The sequence below is a fragment of the Micromonospora sp. WMMD734 genome (genome assembly GCF_049178975.1).
GTDB lineage: Bacteria > Actinomycetota > Actinomycetes > Mycobacteriales > Micromonosporaceae > Micromonospora > Micromonospora wenchangensis.
Map to the genome: position 1 here is coordinate 2,602,013 of NZ_JBMHMK010000001.1, position 25,724 is coordinate 2,627,736.

The window sequence follows — 25,724 nt, forward strand, 5'->3', positions numbered from 1 at the left end:
GATGAGGGGGGAACGCGATGCCGGATCCGAGTTCCTGGCTGCACGAGGCCAGCGCGACCGCCACGGGCGGGCACGTACGCACCGACGACGGCGAACTGTCCACCGCGCTGGCGTCGCCGCTCGCACCGCACTGCACCGGGTTGACCCCGGAGCAGCTGCTGGCCGCCGCCTTCGCCTCCTGCCTGCACCACGCGGCGGTCGAGGCGGCCGGGGAGATCACCGACGAGGCGCACACGGTGCAGGTGACCGCCGAGGCGAAGCTGGGGCGCGACGACGACGGCCGGTACCGGGCCGACGTGCACGCCAGCATCTCCTCGGCCGGGTTGAGCCGGGAGCAGTTGGCCGAGCTGGTCGCGTACGCCGACCGGCTGTGGCCGTTCTCCAGCGACGACAGCAGCCGGCACCGGCTGACGGTGAGCGCGGCCGAGAACGGCAGGCACTGAACCGGCGGATCCCGCCACGTCCGGGTGAGCCGGTCCCATCGGGTCGGCGGAACCGGCTCACCCGTTCGGCGGAGGCCCGTCCGGCGGCACCGCCAGGGCCGCTGCCCGCCCGATTCCTCCGTACTTCGACGGTCAGGACCGACAAGTACCGCCTAACCGTTTCGCGGCTTTGGTAAGGCGATACGGGGAATATCCGGGCGGATTCCGGCCGATTGTGGCGTAGGCCACCCATACCGCCGCCGGTCTGCGGCCGAAACCTCTCTAACCTCGTCGGGTGCACCCCGACGAGACCGCTGCGCGGCAACCGCCCCGGAACCGCCCGACCACCCCTTCGACCCCGGTGGCCTCGGACGAACGGAGGATCGGCCGGCACCGCGCACCGGAGCCGCCCCGCCGGGGTGCCCGTGCCGCGCTCGCCTCGACCCCCGCCCGGATCGCCCTCGTCGGGGGTGTGACCTGCTGCCTGGGGCTCGTCGCGCTGGCCGGGACGCACCGGGTCGACAGGCAGCCCCGGCCGGTGCAGGAGGTGCTGGCCGACCGGGCCACCGACGAGCAGCGGGCCTCCCGGGCCCGGGAGCGCACCGCCCTGCCGTCAGGCACCGCCACCTCCGCCGACCCCGCCCCGTCGGCGAGCCGCACCGCCACACCGAAACCCCAGCGGCCGGCCCGGCCCCGCCCGGTCGCCGGGCTCACCCCGCTACAGATGGCCAACGCCCAGGTGATCGTCGAGGTCGGCGTCGAGCTGGGGGTGCCGCGCCGGGGCCTGGTGGTCGCCGTCGCCACCGCGATGCAGGAGAGCGACCTGCACAACCTCGCCAGCGACGTGCTGCCCGAGTCGTACGAGCACCCGCACCAGGGCAGCGGTTCGGACCACGACTCGGTGGGCCTGTTCCAGCAGCGCCCGAGCAGCGGCTGGGGCACGGTCGCCGAGTTGATGCGCCCCGCCTACGCGGCACGGGCGTTCTACTCCGCGCTGGCCGAGATCCCCGGCTGGCGGCAGCTCAGCATCACCGCCGCCGCGCAGGCCGTGCAGATCTCCGCCTACCCGGGTGCGTACGCGCGGCACGAGGACCGGGCCACCACCGTGGTCGACGCGCTGACCTGACCCGGCCCTGTCGGCACCGCGGGTCGGGCGGCGGCGGGGCCGGGCCACGGCCGGCAGGGTGTCCGGTCAGGCGACCCGGGTGCCCGGCTCCGGCTGGTCGACAGTCACCTCGTCGGTGCCGGTGGCGACCCGGGTGGCCGGCACACCCCCGGCGGCTGCGGTCGGGGTGTCGACCGGCACCGGGTCGACGCTCAGCCCGGTCAGGATCTGGTCGACCCGGGCCGCCCGGTGCCGCCGTTCGTGCAGCGACGCCTCGAACTCGCGGCGGGCCTGCACCGCCTCGGCGTACACCCGCTCGCGCAACTGCCGGGCCTCCTCCCGGGCGGCGTCCAGCTCGGCGCGGGCGCGGGCCAGCAGCTCGTCGGCCGCCGGCCGGGCCGCGCCCCGGTCGGCGTCGACCCGCCGCCGGTCGACCAGCGCCAGGAGCAGGGTGGTCTCCTGGCGGATCTGGTCCCAGTCCCGCCCCGCGTCGGCGATCACCTCCGCCCGCGCGGCGAGGCGGGTCAACCGGACTCCGAGCTCGTCCAGGCAGGAATCGACCTGACGCCGGTCGTAGCCGGACTCAACGACGGAGAACCTCATACGTGTCGCCCCCCAGGAAGCTGGTACGTCTGTCCCAGCTCGATCCTCGCGCCAGCCGACGACCCCCGGGGCGGTTCGAGAAAAATGTTCAACAATTGCGGGGCGGCTCCCGAGACCGTCGTTCGGGGGACGCCCCGGGCTGCTCAGGAACGCTTCGGCAGCACCACGACCCGACCGAAGAACTCGTCGATCCGGCGTACGACGTCGTTGAAGTCGTCCAGGTCGATCGGTTTGGTGACGTAGGCGTTGGCCTGGAGGCTGTAGCTGCCCACGATGTCGGTGTCCGCGTTGGAGGTGGTCAGCACCACGATCGGGATGGTGCGCAGGTCGTCGTCCTGCTTCACCTCGCCGAGGACCTGCCGCCCGTCCATCCGGGGCATGTTCAGGTCGAGCAGGATCACGTCGGGTCGCCGGGCGTCGACGTGCCGCCCCTGCTGCCGCAGGAACTCCATCGCCTCCTGACCGTCACCGACCACGTCGATGACCTTGGCGATGCCGGAGTCCGCCAGGGCTTCCTCGATCATCAGCACGTCACCCGGGTCGTCGTCGACCACCAGGATGCGGACGGGGTTCGTGGCGCCTCGGTCCATGGGTCCAACCTGTCTGTGTCGGCGAGCGGGGGACGACGGTCTCGGTACCCCGTTGGCGGCCCGACCGAACGCGGTCACCCGCGGCGCGGGAACTGCGCGGTCAGCCGCTGGCGGGGAAATTTAACCCATCAACGGGTGGACGGCGACCGCGGGTCGGCGGTGTCGGGCTGAAAGAGCAGCACGTCGGCCAGGCCGGTGATCTGGAGGACCCGGTCCACCCGGCCGGTCGCCCCGCACAGCCGCAGCCAGCCACCCCGGGCGGCGGCGAGATTGTCCCCCCGGACGAAGGCCGCGATGCCTGTGGAATCGCAGAAGGTCAGCTCGGTGAGGTCGAGCAGCAGGTGCCGCTCACCGTCCGCGGCGAGCCGGTCGATCTCGGTGTTGAGTGCCCCGGCCGAGCTGAGGTCCAGCTCGCCGGCGAGCCGCAGACACACGCCGCCGTCGTCCCGCCCGGCATGCGTCACGGTGAAGGTCAACGTCGTCCCTCTCGCTCCCACCACAGGCAGACCCTTGCAGTGCAGCAAGTATACGCAGCGTTCCCCGGGGGGCCCGCGCGGCGCGTCAGTGCCGTACCCCGCCGGACGCCACGGTCGCCGCCGTGCCGAGCGCCAGGAACCGCGCCGCCCGGGGGAAGTCACGCAGGACGCGCCCGTAGTGACCCAGGGTGTCGGCGACCGACCCGGCCGGCACCCCCCGGCTGGTCAGGATCGACACCAGCCACGACACGAAGTCGGTGAACAGCGCCGCGTCGTCGACGTAGACGGCGGCGGCCAGGAAGTCCACGATGTAGCCCAGGTCGCCCGTCGTGGCGTCCCACTGCGCCGGGGTGTACTCCCCCACCGACGGCACCCGGGCCCGCAGGTCCGCCACCGCCGAGTCGATCAGCTCGCCGCGCCGCTTCACCAGGCTGGCGTACTCGTCGTCGGCGAGATGGGCGAGGTCCGCCGGGGGCACCCGGCGCAGGGCCCGCTCGTCGGCGACCAGGTCGGCCGCGCCCGGGGCGTCCGGGGCCCAGGCGACCCCGAGCCGCCGGGCCCACCGGCCGTCCAGGCCGAACCCACGCCCACCGACCACCACGGGTACGTCCGAACGCCGGCACGCCTCGACCATCCGGTGCGCCTGCGGCAACCGCATCGGCAGGGCGCAGGCCAACGCGACCGCGTGCGCGTCGTGCCGGTGCAGGTACGACACCAGGTGGGCGGCCGGCACGCTGGCCCCCAGGAAGGTCACCTGCCAGCCGCGCAGCCGCAGCACCTCGGCGACCAGCCGGGGCGGCAGGGCGTGCCACTCACCGTCCATGCAGGCCACCACGATCCGGCCCCGGGTCGGACGCGGATCGGCGTACCCGGCGACCGCCGCCACCGCCCGCTCGCTGATGTGCGTCGCGGCATGCTCCTGCGCCACGCTCCACTCGTTGCGGGCCCACCGCTCGCCCACCTCGGTCTGCGCCGGGGCGACCAGGTCGAGCAGCACCCGCTCCGCCGGGACGCCGACGTCGAGCAGCCCGGTGACCACCTCGATCGCGCCGTACTCGTCGGCCTCCTCCAGGCAGGCGAGGAAGTCGCCGAAGGCCCGGTACGGGTCGGCGGGGACGGTCACGGTCGGGACGTCCTCTCCCCGGCCGGGTCCGGCACAGCCGGCACGGAGTGCAGGTGCCGCCGGGAGCGGCCACCCGGTGCGGTGGCCCGCAGCGCGAGCACCGCGATGTCGTCGTGGTCGCCGTGCGCCAGCCAGTCGCAGGTGACCTGCTCGACCCGCTCGGCGAGCGCCGCGGCGGGCATCCGGTGACACCCGGTGACCACGTGGACCAGCCGGTCCTGACCGAACTGCTCGTCGCCGCGCCGACCGCCCCGGGCCTCGGTGACCCCGTCGCTGTAGAGCAGGCAGGTCTCCCCCACCGCCAGCCGGACGGTGACCTCGCCGATGCGGGGGTCGGGCACCACGCCGATCAGCATGCCGCTCAGCGGTACCGTCTCCACCTCGCCGCCGTCGCGCAGCACCAGCGGCGGCAGGTGCCCACCACCGGCCAGGGTCAGCGACAGTCCGCCGTCGCGGTGCGGACGCACCACCCCGAGCACCATGGTGGCGAACCGGCCCTGCCCGTGCGCCTGGGTGGTCTCCAGCAGGGCGTCGTTGAGCAGCTTGAGCAGCCGGCCGGGCCGCGACTCGACCCGGTAGAGCGCCTGCAGACACTGGCGGAGCTGGCCGGTGAAGACCGCCGCCTCCACCCCCTTGCCGGAGACGTCACCGAGGAAGAACACCGCACCGCCGTCGGCCAGCCGGTGCGCGCCGTAGAAGTCGCCGCCGATCCGCAGGCTCGCCTGGGAGGGCCGGTACGCCGTGCCCCACTGCACCCCGACCACCTCGGCCGGTTCCACCGGCACCAGGCTGGCCTGCAGGGTGTCGGCCACCTCGGCCTGGTTGCGGTAGAGCACCGCGGTGGTGAGCGCCGCGCCGGCCCGGGCGGCGAAGGCCCGCACCAGCTCCACGTCCGCGTCGTCATACCAGCGGGTACGCCGGGCCACCAGCAGCACACCCGCCGGGGCGTCCCGGCCGGGCAGCGGAACCACCCGGGCGGTCACCTCGCGGGCGCTGAGCCCCGGCAGCCAGCCGGCCTCGACCGCCTGGTCGGCCAGCCAGTCCACGGTGTGCGGCTCCACACCGGACAACCCCTCGACGATCGCCGGAGGCAGTGTGGCGGCGGGCAGCATGCCGCTGTCCACTGTGGGCGACTCGTCGTCGGCCCGGGTCGCCCGCCACCAGCGGGCCCGCCCGGAGCGGGGGGCCAGCACCAGCACCGCCACCTCGGCCAGGGTGGGCACCGTGAGCCGGACCACGGCGGCGGCGGCCCGGTCCGGATGCAGCGGGTTGCCCAGTTTCTCGCCGACCACGGCGAGGAAGGCCGACCGGGCCCGCTCGGCGAGCAGCGCGTCGGCCCGGGAGACGATGTCGGTGACGTCCTCGACGTACAGGCAGCTGCGGGAGCCGGACAGCGGCACCCGGCGGATGCGCAGCCGCCGGCCGTGGTGCCCGAACCCGTCGGGCTCGGCGGCGGCTGCGGTCAGCACGGCCAGACCGGCGGCGGCCAGCGGACGGCCGGGGGTCACCTCGGGCAGCAGCCGCCCGGCGACCGGGCTGACGTGCCGGACCACCCCGTCGGCGTCGCAGACGACCAGGCCCTCCCGGAAGTGTTCGACGACCTCGGGCCAGGCCGGGTCGACGCGGTCCGGGTCGGCCCGGACGGGGTCGGGGCCGCTCCGGTCGGGGGCCAACGGCGGCAGCCCGACGGACCGCGCCGCGGCCCGACCGGCACTCGGCGTGGAGATCCGTCCGTCGCCCGGCTCGAAGCCCCTGACGTCGGCAGCACTCACCAGCTGAGCCCCACTCCCCCTGTCGCCATCCGGCACATCCCGGATGTAGGTCGTATGTTCCAATCTGTTCCGCCCAGCCTACGCCGGAACGCGGGCACCGCCACCGCACGGCGTCCTGCGCGCACGCGCACCCCTGCGGACCCACCGGCGGGTTGTTACGATCCGGCGTAGTCCGGCCCGACCGTCGGCCCTGCGGAAAGGCGTGCTGTGGTGCCCCCTGGAAGGAAACCCGAGACCGCCCCGTTGACGATGTCGGTGGACCGTTCCGACCCCGCGACGCCGGTCCTGTCGGTCGGCGGTGAGCTGGCCTACGCCACCTCCCGACCGGTGCGGGTGGAGGTGGACCGGCTGCTGGTGGAGCGCCCTGCGGTGGTCGTCTTCGACTTCTCCGGGCTGACCTTCATCGACAGCACCGGCCTGTCGGTCATCGTGCACGCCTGGCGGGAGGGGCAACGGGTCGGGACGCTGGTCCGGCTGCGGGCCGTCCCCCGCTTCCTGACCACCATCCTCGACATGACCGGGGTCACCGGCCTGCTGGCCCGTCAGGTGCCGCCGCAGTCCGCCCCCGCGCCGCAGCACCGGGCCGCGTCCGCCTGAACCGGTCACCGGGCGCAGAAACCGGGGCTGCGCACCCGGGGCGGGCCTGCGGGGGGACCGCCGGGCGAACCCCGGCGTTTCCCGATCACCTGATGCTGGGAACATGGGGGCATGCGCCCGCAGCTTCTGACCATCGAGGTGACCCGGCCCGACGCCGGCACCGCCCGGCTGCGGCTGACCGGCGACCTCGACTTCGACACCGCGCCGGAGCTGGTCGAGGCGGCGGCCAGGGTCCGCGCGGACGGTCACCGCGCGCTGGTCATCGATCTCAGCGGGGTCGGTCTGTGCGACTCGTCGGGGCTGAGCGCGTTCGTGGTGCTGCGCCAGGGTGGGGCCGGCCCGGTCCGGCTGACCGGCGTCAACGCCCGGCTCCAGCAACTGCTCGACCGCACCGGCCTGGCCGAGTTGCTGGCGGGGCAGGAGCAGCCGGCGGCCGGCGTCAACGACGACGTCCCCGAGGTGGGCTGAACCGTCCGGCCGCAGTGGCCCCCGACCCTGGGACCAGGGGCCGGGGGCCGGGAGGAGGGCCCGGGCGGCTCGCCGTCACGCGCTGACGGCGGCCTCCTGCGCCTCGACTGCCGGTTGCCGGCGCGTCCCGGTCGACCGGGACGCGGCGGACGACGGGGGTTCGACGTCCTCCGGAGGACCGGAATCGGGCAGTTGGAACAGGTACCTGACGAATCCCCCACCCGACTCGTTGTGCTCCGCCCCGGGCCACTGCCCGGCGCAGTCCATCCCCACCACCTCGCGGCCCGAGCCGTCGGCCTCCTCCACCAGCGCCCAGAGGCTCACCGGGTAGCACCGGGTCACCTCGGGGCCGACCTGCCAGCGGGAGTACCAGCCGGGACGGGCCGGGACGATCTCCACGATCCTCTTCATGACGACCTACCCTTCCGCGTTCCTCGGAAGACCTCCGGTCGCCCCGATGGTCCGTCCCGGACGGGTGAGCACCCCTCACCCCACGGGAGTGAAGCCGGGCCCCCGGGCGTACCGGGGCCGTCCGGCCGGCACCGGCTCAGCGGGTGCGCACCGGCACCTCGGGTGAGGAACTCTCCAGCGGCACGGCGTGGGCCGGGACCAGGCCGAGCTGCGTCGCCGGGCGGGGCAGCGCGGCGTCGAGCACCCAGTCGGCGCTCACCCGCGCCCGGTTGCCCGGCATCGCCAGCAGGTGGTAGCCCCGGGTGACCGCCTTGGCGGCCAACCCCGACAGCGACACCTTCAGCGGGTTCGCCGCCGCGTCCTTTCCGCCCAGGTCGACCACCCAGCCCAGGTCGTGGTGCTGGTACGGGCGACGCCTGCCGTGCCCGTAGGAGGCGGCGATGTTGTGTGCCGCGAGTTTGCCCTGCCGCTGGGCGTGCTGGGCGGTCATCGTGCAGAGCTGCCCGGGCCGGGTCAGGTCCGGCACGGCGGCGGCGTCGCCGCAGGCGTACACCTCGGGGAAGCCGGGGACGTTGAGGTACTCGTCGACCACCAGCCGGCCCTTCTCGGTACGCAGGCCCAACTCGGCCACGAACGGGTCGGGGCGGACCCCGACGCACCAGGCCAGCGTGCAGGTCGGAACGTACCCGCCGTCGGTGAGGTGCACCCCGTCGGCGGTGGCCTCGGCGACCGAGGTGCCCATCCGGACGTCGACCCCCCGGCGGCGCAGCACCCGGTCGGCGGTGCGCGACATCCGTTCGTCCAGTTCCGGCAGCACCCGGGGGGCGACGTCCAGCAGCATCCACCGGGGCCGGACGGTCAACCGGGGACGTTGGGCGTGCAACGCGTCGGTGAAGAGTTGCCCGTGCGCGGCGACCTCGGTGCCGGTGTACCCCGCGCCCACCACCACGAAGGTGGCGCGGGCCTGCTGCTCGGCCGGGTCCTGCGCCTGCTCGGCCAGCTCGATCTGGCGGACCACGTGGTCGTGCAGGTAGACCGCCTCGGGCAGGCCCCGGAAACCGTGGGCGTACTCGGTCACACCGGGGATGGGCAGCAGTTTGTTGACGCTGCCGACGCAGAGCACCAGCCGGTCGTAGGCGAGCTGACCCCGCTCCCCCTCCGGGTTGGTGAAACCGACCCAGCGGTGGCGCAGGTCGACCCGGTCGGCCTCGCCGACGACCACCCGGACCCCGGGCAGGGTGCCGGTCAGCGGGACCGAGATCCGGGTGGGCTCGACCACCCCGGCGGCCACCTCGGGCAACAGCGGCAGGTAGAGGAAGTAGTCGGTCGAGTTCAGCAGCACGATCTCGGCCCGCCCGCCGGCCAGCCGACGCAACGTCTTCGCCGCGTGGTAACCGGCGAAACCGGCCCCCACGATCACCACCCGAGGTTTCGTCATGTCCGCTCCCTTCCCGGCGGTCCGCACGACAAACGTGTCGGACGCCCCGGCACCCGCGCGCCGGGGCGGGCGGCGGGCGACCCGGGGCCACCGTCCGCGCCGCCCACGGCCCCGGTGGACGAGGCCGTCGCGGCCCGTTTGATACCTCAGTGACGGGCTCCCGACTGTAGTCACACCGGGTAGCCGACACCGTTGCTTTCGGGTGCACCCTCCGCTCACGCTGAGTTCCTGTTCGACCACCACCAAGGAGGGACAGATGAGAGTTCGTCGTGTCGTCGCCGTCGTACTGGCCGCCCTGCTGGCGGCCGTGGGGCTCGCGCCGACCGCACCCGCCACGGCGGCCACCGCGGACCGCTGGGGCTTCGCCTATGTCGACAACCCCACCGTCACCAGTTGGACCGTGCTGGACACGAGCCGGCAGTGGGGCACCTGGAAGACCGCCTTCCCGGCCGCCTGGGCCACCGGCATCAAACTCGCCCCGGGCCGGTTCCAGGTGCGTTTCCCGCAGATCGGCGCCGGTGCGCGCGGGGTGCCGCACGTGACCCCGGTGGACCGGGCCGGGCACTACTGCACGGTGGTGCGCTGGTTCCAGTCGGGCACCGACGAGATCGTCGACGTGCAGTGCTTCGCCCCCGGCGGTACCCGCGACGACAGCCGGTTCACCGTGTTGTGGACCGCAAGCTCCGGGGTGCTGCCGGCCGGCACCGCACACGCCTACGTCCAGGGCGGGGTCAGCGGCCTGGTCCAGTCGTACGTGTCGACCGGGGCCCCCGCCGCGCTGGCCCCGGTCGGCGTCGGACAGTGGTCGGTGAAGCTGCCCGGGGTCGGGCTGGCCGGGGTGCTCGCCGGCAACGTGCAGGCCACCGCGATCCAGCCGAACGCCGCGCCGCGCCGGTGCACCGTCGCCAGGTGGGGCGCCTCCGGCTCCGACGTGCTGGTCTACGTGTTCTGCTTCGACCAGGCCGGCGCGCCGGTGAACACCGACTTCACCCTGTCCTACCACCGGGGGCGGTCGGTGGTCGGGTCGTTGGCCCCGCCGACGTTCTTCGGCCACCTGGCCAGCGCGGCGGGCGGCCCCACCAACGACAACTCCCAGCTCGGGGTGGGCGTGAACACCATCGCGCCGCTCGCCCCGGCCGGCCGCTACCTGGTCACCTTCAAGCAGCTCGGGCAGAAGGAGACGCACGCCCAGGTCACCGCGCAGGGCACCGGGCCGAACTACTGCAACCTGACCCAGCCGTGGTCGTACGCGGTGGATGCCCCGGTGGACGTGATCTGCTTCGACAACACCGGCACGCCCGCGCCGTACCAGGTGCTCGTCGCCTTCACCTCGCGGATCTGAACCGGACGGTGCCGCCCGCCGGTGGGCCGGCGGGCGGTGCCGCGTGGGCGGACCACCGCCCGGCGACCCGCCGGCACCGCCGGGCGACCATCCCGCAAGTGGGCCGCTGGTGATCTCCACGGGTGGATCCGGTCGGCTAGCGTTGTCGGACCGTCGGGCCGACGGCCGAGCCACGAACGACGCGAAGGTGAAGCGATGCCGAAGGCGAGCATCCGGGACGTCGCCGCCGCCGCGGGCGTCTCGGTGACCACCGTGTCCCACGTGCTGAACAACACGTCCGGCACCCGGGTCAGCGCACAGACCCGGGAACGGGTCGAGACGGTGGCCCGCCAGCTCGGTTACGCGGCCAACGGGCTGGCCCGGGGACTGCGGCTGCAACGGTCGTACGCCCTGGGGCTGCTCGGTGACGTCGTCGCGGCCACCGGCCGGGCCGGGCGGCTCGTCCTGGGCGCGCAGGAGACCGCGTCGGCGCGCGGGTGGGTGCTGCTGCTCACCACCGGCCGCGATCCCGAGGTCGAACGGCGGGAGATCAGGGCGCTGGCCCGGCACCGGGTCGACGGGGTGCTCTACGCGACCACGGACCACCGGGTGGTGCGGGTCCCCGACGAGCTGCGCCCGATGCCGGTGGTGCTGCTCAACGCCCGCAGCGCCGACGCCACGATCCCCTCGGTGGTGCCGGACGAGCGCGGCGGTGCGGCGACGGCGGTACGGGAGCTGCTCGCCCACGGGCACCGGCGGATCGGCTTCGTCACCACCGTCGACGACGTCCCCGCCGCTCAGGGCCGGTTGCTCGGCTACCGGGAGGCGCTGTGGGCGGCCGGGGTGCCGTACCGGCCGGAGCTGGTGCGCGCCGACGCCGGTGACCCCGTCGGCGGGCACCGGGCGGCCCGGGCCCTGCTCGCCGCGGCCGACCGCCCGACGGCGCTGTTCTGTTTCACCGACGCGATGGCGATGGGCGTCTACCGGGCGGCGGCCGAACTCGGTCTGCGCGTCCCGCAGGAACTCTCGGTGGTCGGCCACGACAACCAGGAGGTCGTCGCCGACGGGCTGTTCCCCGCCCTGACCAGCGTGGCGTTGCCGCACCACGGGATGGGCGCGTGGGCGGTCGAGACCATGGTGGAGCTGCTCGACCGGCCGAAGGGCGCCCGCCGTCGGGTGGCCCGGCACGTGGCCCTGCCGGGTCAGCTGGTGCGCCGGGCGTCGGTCGCCGCCGCGCCGCGCTGATCAGCGCAGGGACGGCGGTGTGGTCGGCGGCACCGGCACCCGGAGGTAGCTGGCGCCGCGCAGGTCCAGCCAGGCCCGGTCGGGGGCCCGGACCAGCCGGAGCATCACCTCGGTGCAGGCCGGGCAGCGCCCCACCAGCCCGGGGGCGTGGGCGTAGACGCGCAGGCCGGCCAGCGGGCCGACCATGCCGCAGGACGCGCACCGTCCGGTCGCCGCGCTCAGGTCCACCGCGAACAGCTCCCGCAGCGGCCCGTCGAGCATGTTGCCGTCCAGGTAGGACATCTCGGTCATCGGTTCTCCTCGCCGGTCAGCCGGTCGGCCCGAACCGTTCGGTGCGGACCCGGCGGGTCGGGTGACCCAGCCCCACGAGCAGGTCCGCGACGGTCTCCACGAAGCCGGTCGGGCCGCAGACGTAGCACAGCGGCTCCAGGTCCGCCGGCCAGCCGTGGGTGTTCACGTCGGCCAGCCCGATCCGGTGCGGCTCGCCCCGCCACCCGTCGGGGGCATGCCGGGTGTAGACGTAGCTGACGTCCAGGCCGGCGTCGTCGCGGGCCCGGGTACGCAGCTCGTCGGCGTAGATCACGTCCGCCGGGGTGCGGACGGAGTAGATCAGCCGGAACGGCGCGCGGTTGCCGGCGGCCCGGCGGGCCCGCACCATCGCCATCAGCGGCACCACCCCGGAGCCCCCGGCGACCAGGAGCACGGGCGGGGTCTGCTCGGGTCGCCAGACGAACCAGCCGCCGACCGGGCCGCGCACCTCCACCGGGTCGCCCTCGGCCCAGGTGTCGGTCAGGTACGGCGACACCTCGCCGTCGGGCACCCGCTGCACGGTCAGCGCGATCCGGTCGCCGTCGACCGGCCCGGCGAGCGAGTACGACCGGGCCGCCTGGTAGCCGTCGGGGGCGGTGAGCCGGACGTCGACGTGCTGCCCCGGCAGGTGCCCCGGCCAGCCGGGCACCGACAGGACCAGGGTCTGCGCGGTGGGCGTCTCGACGCGGCGCTGCGCCAGCCGGGCCACCCGCCAGCCCAGCGGCGTGGCCGGCCGACCACCCGCCGAGGTCACCTCAGTCGCCCTGGTAGCGCTGCTCGCGCCACGGGTCGCCGTAGTCGTGGTAGCCGGCGGTCTCCCAGAACCCGGGTTCGTCCTCGACGGTCAGCCGCAGGCCCCGTACCCACTTGGCGGACTTCCAGAAGTAGAGGTGCGGCACCAGCAGCCGGGCCGGGCCGCCGTGTTCGGCGGGCAGCGGTTCGCCGTCGTAGCCGTGCACCACCCACGCCTGCCCGTCGCGCAGGTCGTCCAGCGGCAGGTTGGTGGTGTAGCCGCCGTACGAGTGGGCCTGGGCGTAGTCGGCGGCGGTGTCCACGCCGTCGAGCAGCACGTCCAGCGAGACGCCCTGCCAGCTGGTGCCGAACTTCGACCACCGGGTGACGCAGTGGATGTCCACCGTGGGGGTCTCCTGGGGCAGCTCCATCAGCTCCGCCCAGGACCAGCGGACCTCGTCGCCGGTCTCGGTGGTGAGGACGAACTCCCACCGGTCCAAAGGGACCCGGGGGGTCGGCCCGGCGGACAGCACCGGGAAGTCCTCGGTCAGGTACTGCCCCGGCGGCAGGGCCGGGTCGGTCGTCCGACGGCGGCCCTGGAAGCCCGGTGACACGATGCCCACCCGTCAGTCGTACCACCTGGGAGGCGCTGGCGGGAGGGTTCCGGCGGACCGGGCCACGACCGGCGGCGGCCCCGTCGCGGGCCGCCGCCGGTCGCGTACGGTCAGTGCTTGTCGACGACCACCTCGGCGTCGCCGGGCTCCCGGTCACGGGTGGCCCGCAGGCTGGTGAGGGTGACCACGACCAGCACGCCGATGATGACCCCGAGCGAGGCCAGCGTGGGGATCTCCGGCACGCCCGGCCAGATGCCGTGCGCCCAGTGCAGGCCGAGCTTGACGCCGATGAAGGCCAGGATGATCGCCAGGCCGTAGCTGAGATGTACCAGCCGGCTCAGCGCGGCGTGCAGCACGAAGTAGAGCGCCCGCAGCCCGAGCAGGGCGAAGGCATTGGTGGCGAAGACCAGGTAGGGGTCCTCGGTGATGCCGTAGACGGCGGGCACCGAGTCGACCGCGAAGACGATGTCGGTGGCGAGCACCGCGACCACCACGAGGGCGAACGGGGTGAGCGCCCGTCGGCCGTGCTGCCGGATCGTCATCCGGGTGCCGTGGTACTCCTCGACCACCGGCATGAACCGGCGCAGCAGCCGCACCGACCGCATCTTGTTGATGTCCACCTCCTGCTCGTGCCCGGTGAGGGCGTCGCGCAGGAGTTTGACCGCGGTGGCGATGAGGATGACGGCGAAGATCAGGAACGCGAAGTCGAGGGTCTGCAAGGCCGCCGCGCCGAGGGCGATGAAGACCGCACGGAGCACCAGCGCGCCGGCGATGCCGTAGAGCAGCACCCGCTGGGCCAGCACGGCGGGCACCGCGAAGGCGGCCAGCAGCAGCATGAACACGAAGAGGTTGTCGACCGACAGCGACTTCTCGACCAGGTAGCCGGTCAGGTACTCGACGCCCTGCTGGGAGCCGAAGCGCCACCAGACCCACCCGCCGAACGCCAACGGCAGCGCGATGTAGAACGCCGACCAGCCCAGCGCCTCCCGGATCGACACCTCGTGCGGGCGTCGGGTGACCAGGAAGTCGAGCACCAGCAGGGCGAGCACGCCGACGATGGTCACCGCCCACAGGGTGGGGGTGCCGACCGACGACAACCCACCGGCGGCAAAGTACGACAGATCGGTCATGGAGCCTCCTCGAACACCGTGCCATGTTCGAGGTCTCCTTCACCCACGTTCGTCGTGGGCAACCACCCGAGGCGCGCCCGGAGCGCGCCGTACTGACCGGAATGGTTCGTGGGAAGTACTCCCCTCGTGCCGACCAGGTTAGGCCAGGTCCGGACGACTCGCCAAGCCAGTCCCACCGTGGTTGCCCTGGTCAACCGCTGTGCGCCGCCCACCGACCCGGGCCCGACCGTGGGTCAGGCCCGGCGCGGGGCGCCCATGCCGGGGGCGAGGGCCGGCTCCACCAGGTCGCGGTAGTCGCGGGGCAGCCGGGTCACCAGATCGTCGAACTCACCACCGCTGACCGCCTCGTGCACGACGCCGAAGACCACCCGCACCCCGTCCCGGGCGGCCGGTTCGTCCAGCTCGGCCCGCCGCGCCACCCGGGCCACGAACTCGGCCGCGCCGAACTGCTCGGCCGCCTCCGTGCCGGGGCCCGGCCGCAGTGCCAGCCGCAACGGCGCGGGCAGCTGCGTCGCCAGGTCGAGCACCTCACCCCCGGTCAACCGTTCGGCCAGGGTGGCCAGCGTCGCGTGGACCAGCACCACCGCCCGCTCCGGGTCGGTACGGACCCGCCGGGCCACCTGGTCGACGAAGGTGTCGTAGTTCATGCGGGGCTCCCTTCGACATGAGGCGGCCCGGTTACCCGCCGGGACGACCCGGAAACGACACCGCCCACCGGGGTTTTCCGCCCGTGGGCGCGTGACCTGCCACCGGACGGGTAACCGCCGCCGATCGTGACCGGATCGAGGCGGCGAGGAGGCCCACCGATGGCCAGTCGGACCGAAGTCCTGCGGTACCTGTCCAGCCTGGACTACCCGGCGGCGAAGGACGCCGTGGTGCGTCAGGCCGAACGGGAGGGCGCACCACCTGACGTGCTGCGGGCGTTGCGGGCGCTGCCGCCGGTGGACTACGCCAACGACGCGGAGGTGGCCCGCTCGGCCCGGATCGATCCCGCCCCGGAGGTCGACCCCGCCCGGCGGGCACAGCAGGCGAGGGAGAAGCAGCACCAGCGGGTCGCGCAGCACCTGCGGAGCATCTGACCCCGAACAGGCGGGCGCCCCGGGTCACGAACCGCGACCTGGGGCGCACGCGTGCCTGTTCACCGGCGAACCGCCGGGTGGCCACCCGAACCGGGTGGGCATCGCTGCCACGATCATCATAGGTCACGCCATCACCCGTACGGCTGATTTCGGCGAGACTGTGGGCGAGCACACCACCGGGGCGGATCGGTCAACCGTGCAGGTCACCCCGGCGGTCCCGGGCCTTCAACCGGACGGTCGGCAGTTCCGGGGCGGGCAGCGGCGGGGCCGGGTCGTCGGTGACCCGCCCGAACCGGTCCCGACCGGCCATCCAGTCCGCCCGGGCGGTGGCCACCTCCTCGTGCGAGCGGCCGACGAAGTTCCACCACATGACCAGGGGCTCGTCGAACGGCTCACCGCCGAGCAGCATCAGCCGGCTGCCCGGCTCGGCGGTCAGCTCCAGCCGGTCCCGCCCGGTGCCGAGGTAGAGCAGCGCGCCGGGCTCCAGCGACACGCCGTCCACCCGGGCCCGGCCGGACATCGCCAGCAGGGCGTACTCGAAGCGGGGCCGCAGGCGCGGCGTCGCCGGGGCCGGGCCGTGCGCCGCCAGTTGCACGCCGAGCAGCGGGGTGTGCACCACCGCCGGGGACGCCTCGCCCGCCAGCTCGCCGACGAGCAGGGTGTGCTCCCAGTCGCCGGAGCGCCAGCGGGGCAGATCGGCGTGGTGGGCGAAGCCGGCGGCACCGGCGCGCGCCGGGTCGGGCAGCGCCACCCACAGCTGCACCCCGTGCATCAGCGGCGGATGGCTGGCCGGGGACCGCTCGGAGTGGGCGATGCCGTGCCCGGAGGTCATCACGTTGAGCTGGCCGGGACGGATCGGCTGGACGTTGCCGAGGCTGTCGCGGTGCACGATCTCCCCGTCGAGCAGCCAGGTCACCGTCTGCAACCCGGTGTGCGGGTGCGGCGGCACCTCCATGCCGGGCCGCTGCGCCACGTCGTCCGGGCCGAAATGGTCGACGAAGCACCACGCCCCGACCATCCGGCGGGCCCGCTGCGGCAACAGCCGGCGCACGGTGGTGTACCGGCCCAGCGGCACGTCGTGGCCGGGCAGCAGCACGCTGCCCGGGTCCTCGGCGGCGACGCCGGGTGGTCGGGTCTGTGCCGGCAACGATTCGGTACGGTCCACCGCCCGACTCTATGCCGGCCGGCCCGCGACGGCTCCGGTCCCGGCCGGTTCAGTCCTCGACGACGGTGACGGTGTTCGCCCCGGCCACCAGGTCGAGGTAGAGCCGGTCGGGCGACCGGTCCCAGTTCGGCGAGCCGACCGTAGCGCCCCGGGCCAACCCGTCGCGCCGGTCGCCGTACCAGACGACGCTGCCCGCGCCGGAGACGGCGCGGACCCGGACCGGGGGGCCGTCGGGCGCGTGGACGACGAACTGGTTGACGCCGCCGGTCATCCGGACGGTGCGGGTGCCCGTGGTCGGCGGCAGCCGCAGGTCGATGCGGGCCGCGCCGCCGATCAACTCCACCCCGGACAGCCGCGCGCCGGTGAGGTCGAGGACGTGGTCGCTGACCCCGCCGACCAGCCGCAACCGCCAGGTCAGCCGCGCGTTGAGCGTCACGTCGACGACGCCCCGGCCGGGCCGGTCCTTGCGGGTCACCCGCAGCTGCACCCGCTCACCCGCGACCTGGGGCCGGGGGGTGAGTCCGGCGTCGGCCGGGCTGCTGATCCGGTACAGGTCGGCACCGAGGTCGTCGGTGCGCAGCCGGAACGAGGTCACCCCGTCCACCAGCTCGAAGGTGGCCCGGCGCAGCCCGTCGACCGGCGCGGTCAGGGTCCGCCCGTCGGCCTCGGCGGCGCCCGCGCCGCCGGGGTCGGCGCTCACCGACGCCGGGGGTGCGGCGGCGCGGTCCCCGGAGGAGACGATCCCCAGCCGGTCGGGGTTCGCCATGGTCACCACCACCGCGATCGCACCGAGCGCGACCACCAGCACCGCGGCGGCGGCCAGCAGCCGCGCGCTGCGGGGCCAGGGTGAGCGGTAAGCCGGTTCCGCCGTCACCCCGACCGGTTCCCCGGTCACCTCGATCACCGGCTCGAAGACCGGTCGCTGCTCCCCTGTCGTCGGACGGTGCTCCTGCCCCGGCTCCGCCATCGTGCCTCCCCTGTCCCGGTCCCCGCACAGCAGTACGGCCCGGCCGCCGCAACGGATCATTCCGGGCGCGGTCGGTGTGCCCGGCCGCCACCCGGTCGCCGCGCCGGTCAGTCGGTGTCGCGGCCCCAGAGTCCGCCCCGGTAGACGGTCCCCCGGTAGGGCGTGCCGTCGGCGACGTCCGGCTGCCCCGCGACGTCACCCCCGGGCGCGGCATCGGCGGCCGGGCGGGCGTTGGCGGACCGGGCGTCGGCGGCCGGGGCGTCGGCGCGCGCGGCCCGCGCCCGGCGGACCCGGGTCACCACGAACCAGCAGGCGGCGGCGACGCAGACCACGATGACGACCTTCTGGAACGACCCGACGTACTCCTCGACGACGTGCCAGTTGTCGCCGAGCAGGAACCCGGCCATCACGAAGGTGGTGTTCCAGATCAGGCTGCCCAGCGTGGTGTACAGCAGGAACGTCATGATCGGCATCCGCTCCACCCCCGCCGGGATGGAGATCAGGCTGCGGAAGATCGGGATCATCCGGCCGAAGAACACCGCCTTGACCCCGTGCTTGAGGAACCACGCCTCGGTACGGTCCACGTCGCTGAGCTTCACCAGCGGCAGGCGGGCCGCGATCGCCCGCATCCGGTCCCGGCCCAGCGCGGCGCCGATGCCGTAGAGCACCCACGCGCCGACCACCGACCCGAGGGTCGTCCAGAGGATCGCCGACACCAGGCTGATCCGCCCCTGGGCGGCGGCGAAGCCGGCCAGCGGCAGGATCACCTCGCTGGGGATCGGCGGGAAGAGGTTCTCCAGCGCCACCGCCAGCCCCGCGCCGGGCCCGCCGAGCCGCTCCACCAGACCGGTGACGAACCCCACCGGCCCGTCCGAGGGGGGCTCGGCGGCGGAGACGACCGTACGGGGGCTGAGCGCCAGGGAGCGTGGGATCATCCGACAAAGTTACGAGCCGGTCGACGAATCGACCACGCGTACCGGCGACACCGCACCGGTACGCTGGGCCGGTGCCGGGACGACTGACCGAACTGTGGCGGTATCCGGTCAAGTCGATGCTGGGGGAAGCAATGTCCGACGCCACGGTGGACGGTCGCGGGGTGGCCGGCGACCGTCGGCTCGCCGTGCTCGACCACGACACCGGGCGGGTGGGCAGCGCGAAGCGGCCCCGACGCTGGTCGGCCCTGCTCGGCGTCCGCGCGACAGGCGACGCCCCCGACCGGGTACGCCTCACCTTCCCCGACGGCACCGTCCTGGACCATCCCGACGCCGGCCTGGACGCCGCCCTGTCCCGGCTGCTCGGCCGGGACGTCACGCTCACCGACGCGGTGCCCGCCGACGCCCTGCTGGACCGGGCCGACCCGGACGCGGTGCTGGCCGAGGGGGTGGACGCGGACGTGCCGGTGACCGGCAACCCGCTCGGTGGCGTCGCCCCGCCGGGCAGCCTGGTCGACTTCGCGCCGGTGCACCTGGTCACCACGGCCAGCCTGGACGCGCTCGGCCTGCCCCGGGAGGCGGTGCCGCGCTACCGGCCCAACCTGGTCGTCGCGACCGAAGCCCGGGGGTTCGTGGAGAACGACTGGGTGGGCCGGGAACTGCGGATCGGCCCGGAGGTGGTGCTGCGGGTGCTCGCGCCGACGCCCCGCTGCGCGGTGCCCACCCTGGCCCACGGCCCGCTCCCCCGTGCCCCGCAGGCACTGCGGCAGCCGGCGCGACGCAACCGGGTGGTCCCGCTGCCGGGCCTGGGGCCGCAGCCCTGCGTGGGGGCGTACGCGGTGGTGCTACGGGGCGGCCGGGTGGCCGTCGGGGACCGGGTCGAGCCGGCCTGACCGCACGGACGGGTGCCCGGCCGCGCACGGACGGCCGGCTTCCGGTCAGGGCTTGCGGCCGACCGCGCCGTACACGCTGACCTCCTCGACCGTCGGCCGGGGCTGCGGTTCGTCCTCGGCCCACCACTCGGCCACCGAGACGAGGCCGGGCGCGACCAGGTCGAGGCCGTCGAAGAAGCGGGCGAACTCGTCCCGGCTGCGCAGGTTGATCATCCCGGGCGGGTTGCCGCTCCGGTTGCCCGCCCGGGCCTGCTCGGCCACGGCGGGTGGCAGGTGGTCGTAGGTGGCGTGCGAGGCGGCCAGGTAGCTGCCCGACGGCAGCGCCGCGAGCAACCGGCCGACCACCCCGTACGGGTCCTCGGTCTCGGTCACGAAGTGCAGGATGGCCACCAGCATCAGGGCGACCGGCTGGTCCAGGTCGAGGGTGCGGCGCAGTTCGGGGTGGTGCAGGATCTTCTCGGGCTCGCGCAGGTCGGCGTCGATGTAGGCGGTGGCCCCCTCGGCCGAGCTGGTCAGCAGCGCCCGCGCGTGGGCCAGCACGATCGGGTCGTTGTCGACGTAGACCACCCGGGCCTGCGGAATGATCGCCTGGGCCACGTCGTGGGTGTTGTTGGCCGTGGGGATGCCGGTGCCGATGTCCAGGAACTGCCGTACGCCTGCCTCGCGGGCCAGGTGGGCGACGGCGCGTTGCAGGAACCGGCGGTTCTCCAGGGCGGCGGTACGCACGGTCGGGAAGGCCTCGGCCATCGCGTCGCCGGAGTCCCGGTCGGCCTGGAAGTTGTCCTTGCCACCCAGCCAGTAGTTGTAGCGGCGGGCCGGATGGGCGACCGAGGTGTCGATCCGGTCGCTGGGGTGCTGGGCGGCGCCCGTCGGGGCATCGGCGGTCACAGGGTCCTCCATGACTCCGCGCCATCCGATCGTCGATGGCGTCCGTCCACTGTCTCCGGTCGATCATCGTAGAGGCCGCCCTGACGGGGCCGGCGACCCGGTGCGGCAGTCACTGCGGGTACAGCTCGTCACGCAACCGGGTGAGCACCTCGGGCGTACGTTCCGGCGGGGTGGCCTCGACGCAGAGCCGCTCCATCGCGGCGGCGTAGTAGTCCAGGTCCTCCCGCTTGTCGAGGTAGAGGGCGCTGGTCAACTGCTCGATGTAGACGATGTCGGGCAGGTCGTCGTCGCCGAAGCGCAGGATGGTGAAGGCCCCACCGGCGGCGGCGTGGCCGCCGGCGTCGAACGGGATGATCTGGAGTCGGATGTGCGACGAGCGGGTCGCCTCGATCAGCGCGGTCAACTGCCCGCGCATCACCTCCGGGCCGCCGATCGGTCGGCGCAGGACGGCCTCGTCGACCACCGCCCACAGCTGCGGCGGGTCTGTGCGGTGCAGCACCTGCTGGCGTTGGATACGCAGCTCCACCCGCCGGTCGACCTCGTCGACCGCGGCCCCCCGGTGGCCGAGCAGGACCACCGAGCGGGCGTACTCCGGGGTCTGGAGCAGGCCGGGGACGAACTGCACCTCGTAGCTGCGGATCAGCGCGGCGGCGGCCTCCAGGCCCAGGTAGGACTGGAACCAGGCGGGCAGGACGTCGCCGTAGCGGTGCCACCAACCGGGGCTGTTGGCGTCGCGGGCCAGCTTGAGCAGTGCCTCGCGTTCCTGCACGGCGGTCACCCCGTAGAAGGTGAGCAGGTCGGCGACGTCGCGTTCCTTGAAGCCGACCCGGCCCAGCTCCATCCGGCTGATCTTCGACTCCGAGGAGCGGATCTCCCAGCCTGCGCCCTCCCGCGTGACACCCTTGGCCTCCCGCAGCCGGCGCAACTGCGCGCCGAGCAGCATCCGCAACACCGTGGGGCCGGTGGCCGGTCCCCCCTCGGCGGCAACCATCGTCACGTGCCCCGCCCCTCCGCGCATGCCCTTACACCCGATCGCGGTCCCTGGCCCCCGCCCGACCGACGAGTAAGCATGCCATGAACCGACGGTGAGGTGAACATCCTCCGGACGGATACGGTCCCGTGGGCGGGACCGTCGGGCCTCAGTCGATCAGATGGTCGAAGTCACCGTCGCGGGCGCCGAGGACGAACGCCGTTATCTCGTCCACCGTGTAGATCAGGGCGGGCCCCTCGGGGTGGCGCGAGTTGCGCACGGCGATGCCGGCTCCGCCGGGCAGTTCGGCCAACTCGACGCAGTTGCCGCTGGGGTTGCTGCGCCGGCTCTTCTCCCACCTCAGCGGGGGCAGCTGGGTGGTGGGGACGCCGTTCTCAGGCTGCTGCATGGGTGTCTTTCTGTCGGGGTGCGGAACCACTGTCGCGAGGGGACGTTGCGGTGTCGAAGGGGCGCTGCGACATCAGATCCGGCCGTGCTGCACGTGCATCTGCTATTGCATCTGCTTCGGACAGCGAGCATGATAGCGCACATGGACGGGTACTTATCCGTTCACTTTGGGTTACCAGACTCAGGGCTTCACCTGGGCAAACGACGACCCGGCGGGGCACGACGGCCGCCGCCGCGCGGGTCGTGCGCCGACATGCGAGGGAGGACCCGTGCCGGATCCGTTGACCGTCGCGTCCGGCGTTTCCGCAGCCGGAGCCCTGGTCTCGGTGTGGCAGCTACGCCGCCGGGCCCTACAGGCCGAGGCGGAACTGGAGCACCTGCAGGCCGAGCTGGCCGCGGAACGGCACGCCGCCAGCCACGACCCGCTCACCGGGCTACCCAACCGGCGGGCCTTCTACCGGCTGGCCGCCGCGCTGCTCACCGACGCCGGCGGGCAGCCCCTCATCGCGGTGGTCCTCGACCTCAACGACTTCAAGCAGGTCAACGACAGCTACGGGCACGCCGCCGGCGACCAGGTGCTGATCAGCGTCGCCCAGCGGCTGGCCGCCTTCGCCGGTGACAACCTGGTCGCCCGGCTCGGCGGCGACGAGTTCGCCGGCCTGCTGGCCAGCCCCTCGGTCGACCGGCGCTGGATCGACCACGCCACCCGGCGGCTCTGCGAGGCCATGGCCGCACCCATCCCGCTGGGCCCGTGCAGCGTCCGGGTCACCGCCTCGGTCGGGCTCGCCCCGGTCACCGGCCCCACCCAACTCGCCGACGCGCTCTGCCAGGCCGACGCCGCGATGTACCGGGCGAAGGGCGTCACCAGCCGGCAGTCACCCCGGCAACTGCTCGACGTCGCCCGCCTCGCCGAGTGCTGAGCCGCCGGGCCGAGGCGGCACCGCGCCACGACGTGACGGCATGACGGGACGGGTCAGCGCCAGCCGTAGCCGGCCCGCAGCGCCTGCCCGACCCGGTCGAAACGCCCCCGGTCCAGCACCGCGCCCTCGCGACGGATGCCGTCCTCGCGCATGGTGAGCACCCGGTCCAGCCGTACCCAGCTCGGACGGGCCTCCCGGTCCCACTCCCCCGGGCCCAGCGCCAGCCAGTGCCGCTGGCCGTCCCGCTCGCTCTGGCTGGACAGCATCAACCCGAACAGGGTGCGGCTGGACCGGCCGACCACCAGCACCGGACGGTCCTTGCCCTGCTTCGGGTCGTCCTCGTAGGGCACCCAGGTCCAGACGATCTCCCCCGGGTCGGCCTGCCCGTCCGGCTCCGGGGCGTACGACAGCTCCCGCCGTTGCAGGGCGCTGACCTGACGCCGCCGGGCCAGCTGCGCCGGGATCGGACCTGGGGTGGCGCGCTGCGCGCCGGTCACCCGGCTCAACCGGGACGCCACGTTCCTCAACAGACCTGCCACGGCGGGCAGCCTACCGCCAGCCGGGCCGGATCACCCGTCGAGGCTGTCCGCCCGGCGCAGCAGCACCGCCCGTTCCCGCACGTTGCGGCACAGCCTGGCGGCGAACTCCAACTCGGCACGCGCCTCGGCGGTCCGGCCGAGCCGGGCGAGCAGCTCACCCCGGACGCCGGGCAGCAGGTGCGACCCGGCGAGACGGCCGGTGGCGGCGACCTCGTCCACCACGGCCAGCGCCGGCTGCGGCCCGTCGACCATCGCCACGGCCACCGCCCGGTTCAGCTCGACCACCGGCGACGGCGCCACCCGGCCCAACGCCTCGTAGAGCAGCACCACCCGGGCCCAGTCGGTGCGCTCCACCGAGGGGGCGGCGGCGTGGCAGGCGGCGATCGACGCCTGCAACCCGTACGGCCCGAGGCCACGCCCCGACGCCACGGCCCGGCGCAGCGCGGCCGTCCCCCGACGGATCGCCGACCGGTCCCACCGCCGCCGGTCCTGGTCCGCCAGCAGCACCGCCTCGCCGTCGGCGTCGACCCGGGCCGGGAACCGGGCGGCGGTCAGCTCGCACAGGGCGAGCAGGCCGTGCACCTCCGGCTCGCCGGGCAGCAGCGCGGCCAATGTCCGGCACAGCCGGATGGCCTCGTACGCCAGGTCGGGGCGGAGCAGGTCGTCACCGGTCGTCGCCGTCGACCCCTCGGTGAAGATCACGTAGAGCACGCCCAGGACCGCGCCGAGGCGTTCCCGCCGCTGCGGTGGCTCCGGCAGCGCGAACGGCACCCGCGCGGCGGCGATCGCCTTCTTGGCCCGGGTGATCCGCGCCTGCACGGTGGGCACCGGCACCAGCAGCGCCCGCGCGATCTCCTCGCTGGACAGGCCGCCGACCACCCGCAGTGTCAACGCCAGCCGGGCCGGCGGCGCGAGCACCGGATGGCAGGCCACGAACATCAGCGCCAGCACGTCGTCGTCGACCCGGTCCGGGTCCCACGGCAGCTCCCCGGCCCCGGACACCGGACCGGCGAGCTGGCCGGCGAGCACCGCGTACCGGTCGTCGAGCGCGGCCCGACGGCGGAACGCGTCGACCGCACGCCGCCGGGCGGTGGTGAGCAGCCACCCCACCGGGTTCGCCGGCACCCCGTCACGCGCCCAACCGACCAGGGCCTGCGCCACCGCCTCCTGGGCGACGTCCTCGGCGAGCGCGAAGTCGCCGGTGTACCGGGCCAGCGCGCCGACGATCCGGGCCGACTCGATACGCCAGAGCGCCTCGACGGCCCGCCGGGCCGACTCGGCACCCGGCGGGTCGTCGGTGGGCACCGTGCTCAGAGCTGGCCGGTCCGCTCGCGCCACGCCCGCTCCCGGACGATGAACTCGTTGTCCTGCGGGAACTCGTCGATACCGGGGACCCGGCGCACCTCGCACTTGCTGCCGGGCAGCGCCGGCATCCGGCGGGCCCACTCGACGGCCTCGTCCTTGGACGCCACATCGAGCAGGTAGAAGCCGCCGAACAGCTCCTTCGTCTCGCCGTACGGGCCGTCGGTGACGACCGGGGTCTCCCCGCTGTAGTCGACCACCACGCCCTGCGCCGGGTCCTCCAGGCCCTCGGCGGCGACCAGTACGCCCGCGCGGATCAACTCGTCGTTGAACCGCCCCATCGTCTCCAGCATCTCCTCGAAGGGGATCTTCATCATCGCCGCCAGGGAATCGTCGGTGTTCCGCATGATCAGCATGTACTTGGCCATCGTCGCTCCTCGCTACCGGGTCGCCGTTCGACCCTCTCACCCCCAGGTCGAACGGGCACCCGGCCGGATCGACACGACCACCCGACGACTTTTTCTCAGCCGGGCCGGCGGGCCAGCACCAGCGTGGTCCGCAGGTCGAGGGTGACCGTGCCGCCGAAACCGTCGACCGCACCGCCGATCGCCTCGACGACCCGCTCCCGCAACCGCGGTGGCCGGCGCAACTGCGGCGAGAAGGTGCCGACCAGCCGCTGGTACTGCGCCGTGGTCAGTGGCACCGCCCGGCGCAACGCCACCGACCGGACGTCGGTGAACAGCCCGCTGTCGGTGATGTCGGCGTGGAACCAGTCCTCCGGCCGGTCGTGGTGCGGCACCGGGTCCACCGACTCGAACGCTGCCCGGATCGCCGCCGACTGGGCCGGGTCGACGTAGTCGTAGCGGTGGGCGAAGACGGCCAGGGTGCCGCCGGGGGTCAGCGCGTCGTGGGCCCGCCGGTTGCGGGTGCCCGGGTCGAGCCAGTGCCAGGCCAACGCGCAGGCCAGCAGGGGCACCCCGGCCGGGGGCGGCGACCACTGCTCGAACCGGGCGAGGACCACCTCGACGTCGGGGAACCGGGCGGACAGCACCGCCGCCATCCGCGGGTCCGGCTCGACGCAGGTCACCCGCGCCGGGTGGGCCGGTGCGTCCGGGGCGACCAGGTCGCGCAGCAGCGCGGTGGCCAGGCCGGTGCCCGCGCCGACCTCGACCAGCCGGGACGGGGGTTCGCCGTGATAGGCGAGGATGGTCGGGGCGAGGGCGGCCGGATAGCCCGGCCGGATCTCGTCGTAGTCGTCCGCCACCGCACCGAAGAGCTCCACCATGATCGCCATCGTCGCACCGC

General features: G+C 74.2%; 31 protein-coding genes. 9 read left to right on the forward strand and 22 right to left on the reverse strand.

Annotated features, from left to right (window positions below; all coding sequences use genetic code 11):
- The first annotated feature begins 17 nt into the window (after positions 1-17).
- Complete coding sequence (locus tag ACN267_RS11035) at positions 18-443, forward strand: OsmC family protein (protein WP_088645274.1); 426 nt, start codon at positions 18-20, stop codon at positions 441-443.
- A 274-nt stretch (positions 444-717) separates the two neighbouring features.
- A complete protein-coding gene (locus tag ACN267_RS11040; protein ID WP_421488569.1) occupies positions 718-1,548 on the forward strand; it encodes a hypothetical protein in 831 nt (276 codons plus the stop codon).
- A 66-nt stretch (positions 1,549-1,614) separates the two neighbouring features.
- Here ACN267_RS11040 and ACN267_RS11045 read toward each other — a convergent pair whose 3' ends face one another.
- The 5 genes from ACN267_RS11045 to ACN267_RS11065 all read right to left on the reverse strand — a co-directional run bounded on the left by ACN267_RS11045 (position 1,615) and on the right by ACN267_RS11065 (position 6,091).
- On the reverse strand, positions 1,615-2,130 hold the full coding sequence (locus ACN267_RS11045) for an ATPase (protein ID WP_281898183.1): 516 nt from the start codon (positions 2,128-2,130) through the stop codon (positions 1,615-1,617).
- Positions 2,131-2,273: 143 nt separating this feature from the next.
- The gene (locus ACN267_RS11050; protein ID WP_204961111.1) at positions 2,274-2,720 is read right to left on the reverse strand and encodes a response regulator; all 447 of its coding nucleotides are present in this window, start codon (positions 2,718-2,720) and stop codon (positions 2,274-2,276) included.
- A gap of 128 nt (positions 2,721-2,848) precedes the next feature.
- On the reverse strand, positions 2,849-3,196 hold the full coding sequence (locus ACN267_RS11055; protein WP_421488570.1) for an STAS domain-containing protein: 348 nt from the start codon (positions 3,194-3,196) through the stop codon (positions 2,849-2,851).
- A gap of 85 nt (positions 3,197-3,281) precedes the next feature.
- Entirely contained in the window at positions 3,282-4,319 is a 1,038-nt protein-coding gene (locus ACN267_RS11060; protein ID WP_421488571.1) for a cobalamin B12-binding domain-containing protein, read from the reverse strand.
- The gene (locus ACN267_RS11065) at positions 4,316-6,091 is read right to left on the reverse strand and encodes a SpoIIE family protein phosphatase (RefSeq protein WP_421488572.1); all 1,776 of its coding nucleotides are present in this window, start codon (positions 6,089-6,091) and stop codon (positions 4,316-4,318) included. Before ACN267_RS11065 ends, ACN267_RS11060 begins: the two co-directional genes overlap by 4 nt.
- Positions 6,092-6,340: 249 nt before the next feature.
- On the opposite strand from ACN267_RS11065, the gene ACN267_RS11070 reads away from it, so the two are divergent.
- Both ACN267_RS11070 and ACN267_RS11075 read left to right on the forward strand, forming a co-directional pair.
- Complete coding sequence (locus ACN267_RS11070) at positions 6,341-6,688, forward strand: STAS domain-containing protein (RefSeq protein WP_204961157.1); 348 nt, start codon at positions 6,341-6,343, stop codon at positions 6,686-6,688.
- 111 nt (positions 6,689-6,799) lie between these two features.
- Positions 6,800-7,156: an STAS domain-containing protein gene (locus ACN267_RS11075; protein ID WP_421488573.1), complete on the forward strand. Its 357-nt coding sequence runs from the start codon at positions 6,800-6,802 to the stop codon at positions 7,154-7,156.
- A gap of 75 nt (positions 7,157-7,231) precedes the next feature.
- Here ACN267_RS11075 and ACN267_RS11080 read toward each other — a convergent pair whose 3' ends face one another.
- Both ACN267_RS11080 and ACN267_RS11085 read right to left on the reverse strand, forming a co-directional pair.
- Entirely contained in the window at positions 7,232-7,567 is a 336-nt protein-coding gene (locus tag ACN267_RS11080; RefSeq protein WP_421488574.1) for a hypothetical protein, read from the reverse strand.
- 136 nt (positions 7,568-7,703) lie between these two features.
- Positions 7,704-9,005 (reverse strand): NAD(P)/FAD-dependent oxidoreductase, encoded by a 1,302-nt coding sequence (locus ACN267_RS11085; protein WP_204961106.1) that lies wholly within the window; start codon positions 9,003-9,005, stop codon positions 7,704-7,706.
- A gap of 256 nt (positions 9,006-9,261) precedes the next feature.
- Between ACN267_RS11085 and ACN267_RS11090 the strand changes: the two genes are divergently transcribed.
- Complete coding sequence (locus ACN267_RS11090; protein WP_204961105.1) at positions 9,262-10,347, forward strand: hypothetical protein; 1,086 nt, start codon at positions 9,262-9,264, stop codon at positions 10,345-10,347.
- 195 nt (positions 10,348-10,542) lie between these two features.
- Complete coding sequence (locus ACN267_RS11095) at positions 10,543-11,571, forward strand: LacI family DNA-binding transcriptional regulator (protein WP_421488575.1); 1,029 nt, start codon at positions 10,543-10,545, stop codon at positions 11,569-11,571.
- Here ACN267_RS11095 and ACN267_RS11100 read toward each other — a convergent pair whose 3' ends face one another.
- From ACN267_RS11100 to ACN267_RS11120, 5 genes are all read right to left on the reverse strand, one after another.
- On the reverse strand, positions 11,572-11,862 hold the full coding sequence (locus ACN267_RS11100) for a DUF6510 family protein (protein WP_204961103.1): 291 nt from the start codon (positions 11,860-11,862) through the stop codon (positions 11,572-11,574).
- 16 nt (positions 11,863-11,878) lie between these two features.
- Positions 11,879-12,634 carry a ferredoxin reductase gene (locus tag ACN267_RS11105; protein WP_421488576.1) on the reverse strand — a complete coding sequence of 252 codons (756 nt, stop codon included), beginning with the start codon at positions 12,632-12,634 and terminating at the stop codon, positions 11,879-11,881.
- Between the two features lies 1 nt (position 12,635).
- Complete coding sequence (locus tag ACN267_RS11110; protein ID WP_088645286.1) at positions 12,636-13,235, reverse strand: sulfite oxidase-like oxidoreductase; 600 nt, start codon at positions 13,233-13,235, stop codon at positions 12,636-12,638.
- Positions 13,236-13,336: 101 nt separating this feature from the next.
- Positions 13,337-14,356, reverse strand: a complete 1,020-nt coding sequence (locus ACN267_RS11115) for a TerC/Alx family metal homeostasis membrane protein (RefSeq protein WP_204961101.1) — start codon at positions 14,354-14,356, stop codon at positions 13,337-13,339.
- A gap of 233 nt (positions 14,357-14,589) precedes the next feature.
- Positions 14,590-15,003, reverse strand: coding sequence for a DUF2267 domain-containing protein (locus ACN267_RS11120; protein ID WP_204961100.1), 414 nt, complete (start codon positions 15,001-15,003; stop codon positions 14,590-14,592).
- Between the two features lie 159 nt (positions 15,004-15,162).
- Between ACN267_RS11120 and ACN267_RS11125 the strand changes: the two genes are divergently transcribed.
- A complete protein-coding gene (locus ACN267_RS11125; RefSeq protein WP_281898200.1) occupies positions 15,163-15,435 on the forward strand; it encodes a DUF2795 domain-containing protein in 273 nt (90 codons plus the stop codon).
- A 190-nt stretch (positions 15,436-15,625) separates the two neighbouring features.
- Here ACN267_RS11125 and ACN267_RS11130 read toward each other — a convergent pair whose 3' ends face one another.
- The 3 genes from ACN267_RS11130 to ACN267_RS11140 form a co-directional block, all read right to left on the reverse strand.
- Entirely contained in the window at positions 15,626-16,600 is a 975-nt protein-coding gene (locus ACN267_RS11130) for a pirin family protein (RefSeq protein WP_421488577.1), read from the reverse strand.
- A 49-nt stretch (positions 16,601-16,649) separates the two neighbouring features.
- Positions 16,650-17,567 (reverse strand): hypothetical protein, encoded by a 918-nt coding sequence (locus ACN267_RS11135; RefSeq protein WP_281898205.1) that lies wholly within the window; start codon positions 17,565-17,567, stop codon positions 16,650-16,652.
- A 107-nt stretch (positions 17,568-17,674) separates the two neighbouring features.
- Positions 17,675-18,502: a DedA family protein gene (locus tag ACN267_RS11140; RefSeq protein WP_204961097.1), complete on the reverse strand. Its 828-nt coding sequence runs from the start codon at positions 18,500-18,502 to the stop codon at positions 17,675-17,677.
- 71 nt (positions 18,503-18,573) lie between these two features.
- On the opposite strand from ACN267_RS11140, the gene ACN267_RS11145 reads away from it, so the two are divergent.
- On the forward strand, positions 18,574-19,392 hold the full coding sequence (locus ACN267_RS11145) for an MOSC domain-containing protein (RefSeq protein WP_421488578.1): 819 nt from the start codon (positions 18,574-18,576) through the stop codon (positions 19,390-19,392).
- Between the two features lie 45 nt (positions 19,393-19,437).
- Here ACN267_RS11145 and ACN267_RS11150 read toward each other — a convergent pair whose 3' ends face one another.
- The 3 genes from ACN267_RS11150 to ACN267_RS11160 form a co-directional block, all read right to left on the reverse strand.
- Complete coding sequence (locus ACN267_RS11150; RefSeq protein ID WP_281898210.1) at positions 19,438-20,292, reverse strand: SAM-dependent methyltransferase; 855 nt, start codon at positions 20,290-20,292, stop codon at positions 19,438-19,440.
- A 97-nt stretch (positions 20,293-20,389) separates the two neighbouring features.
- Complete coding sequence (locus ACN267_RS11155) at positions 20,390-21,271, reverse strand: helix-turn-helix domain-containing protein (protein WP_374760088.1); 882 nt, start codon at positions 21,269-21,271, stop codon at positions 20,390-20,392.
- 148 nt (positions 21,272-21,419) lie between these two features.
- Positions 21,420-21,659, reverse strand: a complete 240-nt coding sequence (locus ACN267_RS11160) for a DUF397 domain-containing protein (RefSeq protein ID WP_204961095.1) — start codon at positions 21,657-21,659, stop codon at positions 21,420-21,422.
- Positions 21,660-21,927: 268 nt separating this feature from the next.
- Between ACN267_RS11160 and ACN267_RS11165 the strand changes: the two genes are divergently transcribed.
- Positions 21,928-22,578 carry a GGDEF domain-containing protein gene (locus tag ACN267_RS11165; protein WP_204961094.1) on the forward strand — a complete coding sequence of 217 codons (651 nt, stop codon included), beginning with the start codon at positions 21,928-21,930 and terminating at the stop codon, positions 22,576-22,578.
- Between the two features lie 53 nt (positions 22,579-22,631).
- Here ACN267_RS11165 and ACN267_RS11170 read toward each other — a convergent pair whose 3' ends face one another.
- The 4 genes from ACN267_RS11170 to ACN267_RS11185 form a co-directional block, all read right to left on the reverse strand.
- A complete protein-coding gene (locus ACN267_RS11170; protein WP_204961093.1) occupies positions 22,632-23,117 on the reverse strand; it encodes a type II toxin-antitoxin system PemK/MazF family toxin in 486 nt (161 codons plus the stop codon).
- A 30-nt stretch (positions 23,118-23,147) separates the two neighbouring features.
- Positions 23,148-24,422 (reverse strand): RNA polymerase sigma factor, encoded by a 1,275-nt coding sequence (locus ACN267_RS11175; protein ID WP_421490410.1) that lies wholly within the window; start codon positions 24,420-24,422, stop codon positions 23,148-23,150.
- A gap of 5 nt (positions 24,423-24,427) precedes the next feature.
- Entirely contained in the window at positions 24,428-24,847 is a 420-nt protein-coding gene (locus ACN267_RS11180; protein ID WP_204961092.1) for a YciI family protein, read from the reverse strand.
- 95 nt (positions 24,848-24,942) lie between these two features.
- Positions 24,943-25,704, reverse strand: a complete 762-nt coding sequence (locus ACN267_RS11185; protein WP_204961091.1) for a class I SAM-dependent methyltransferase — start codon at positions 25,702-25,704, stop codon at positions 24,943-24,945.
- Positions 25,705-25,724: the final 20 nt, after the last annotated feature.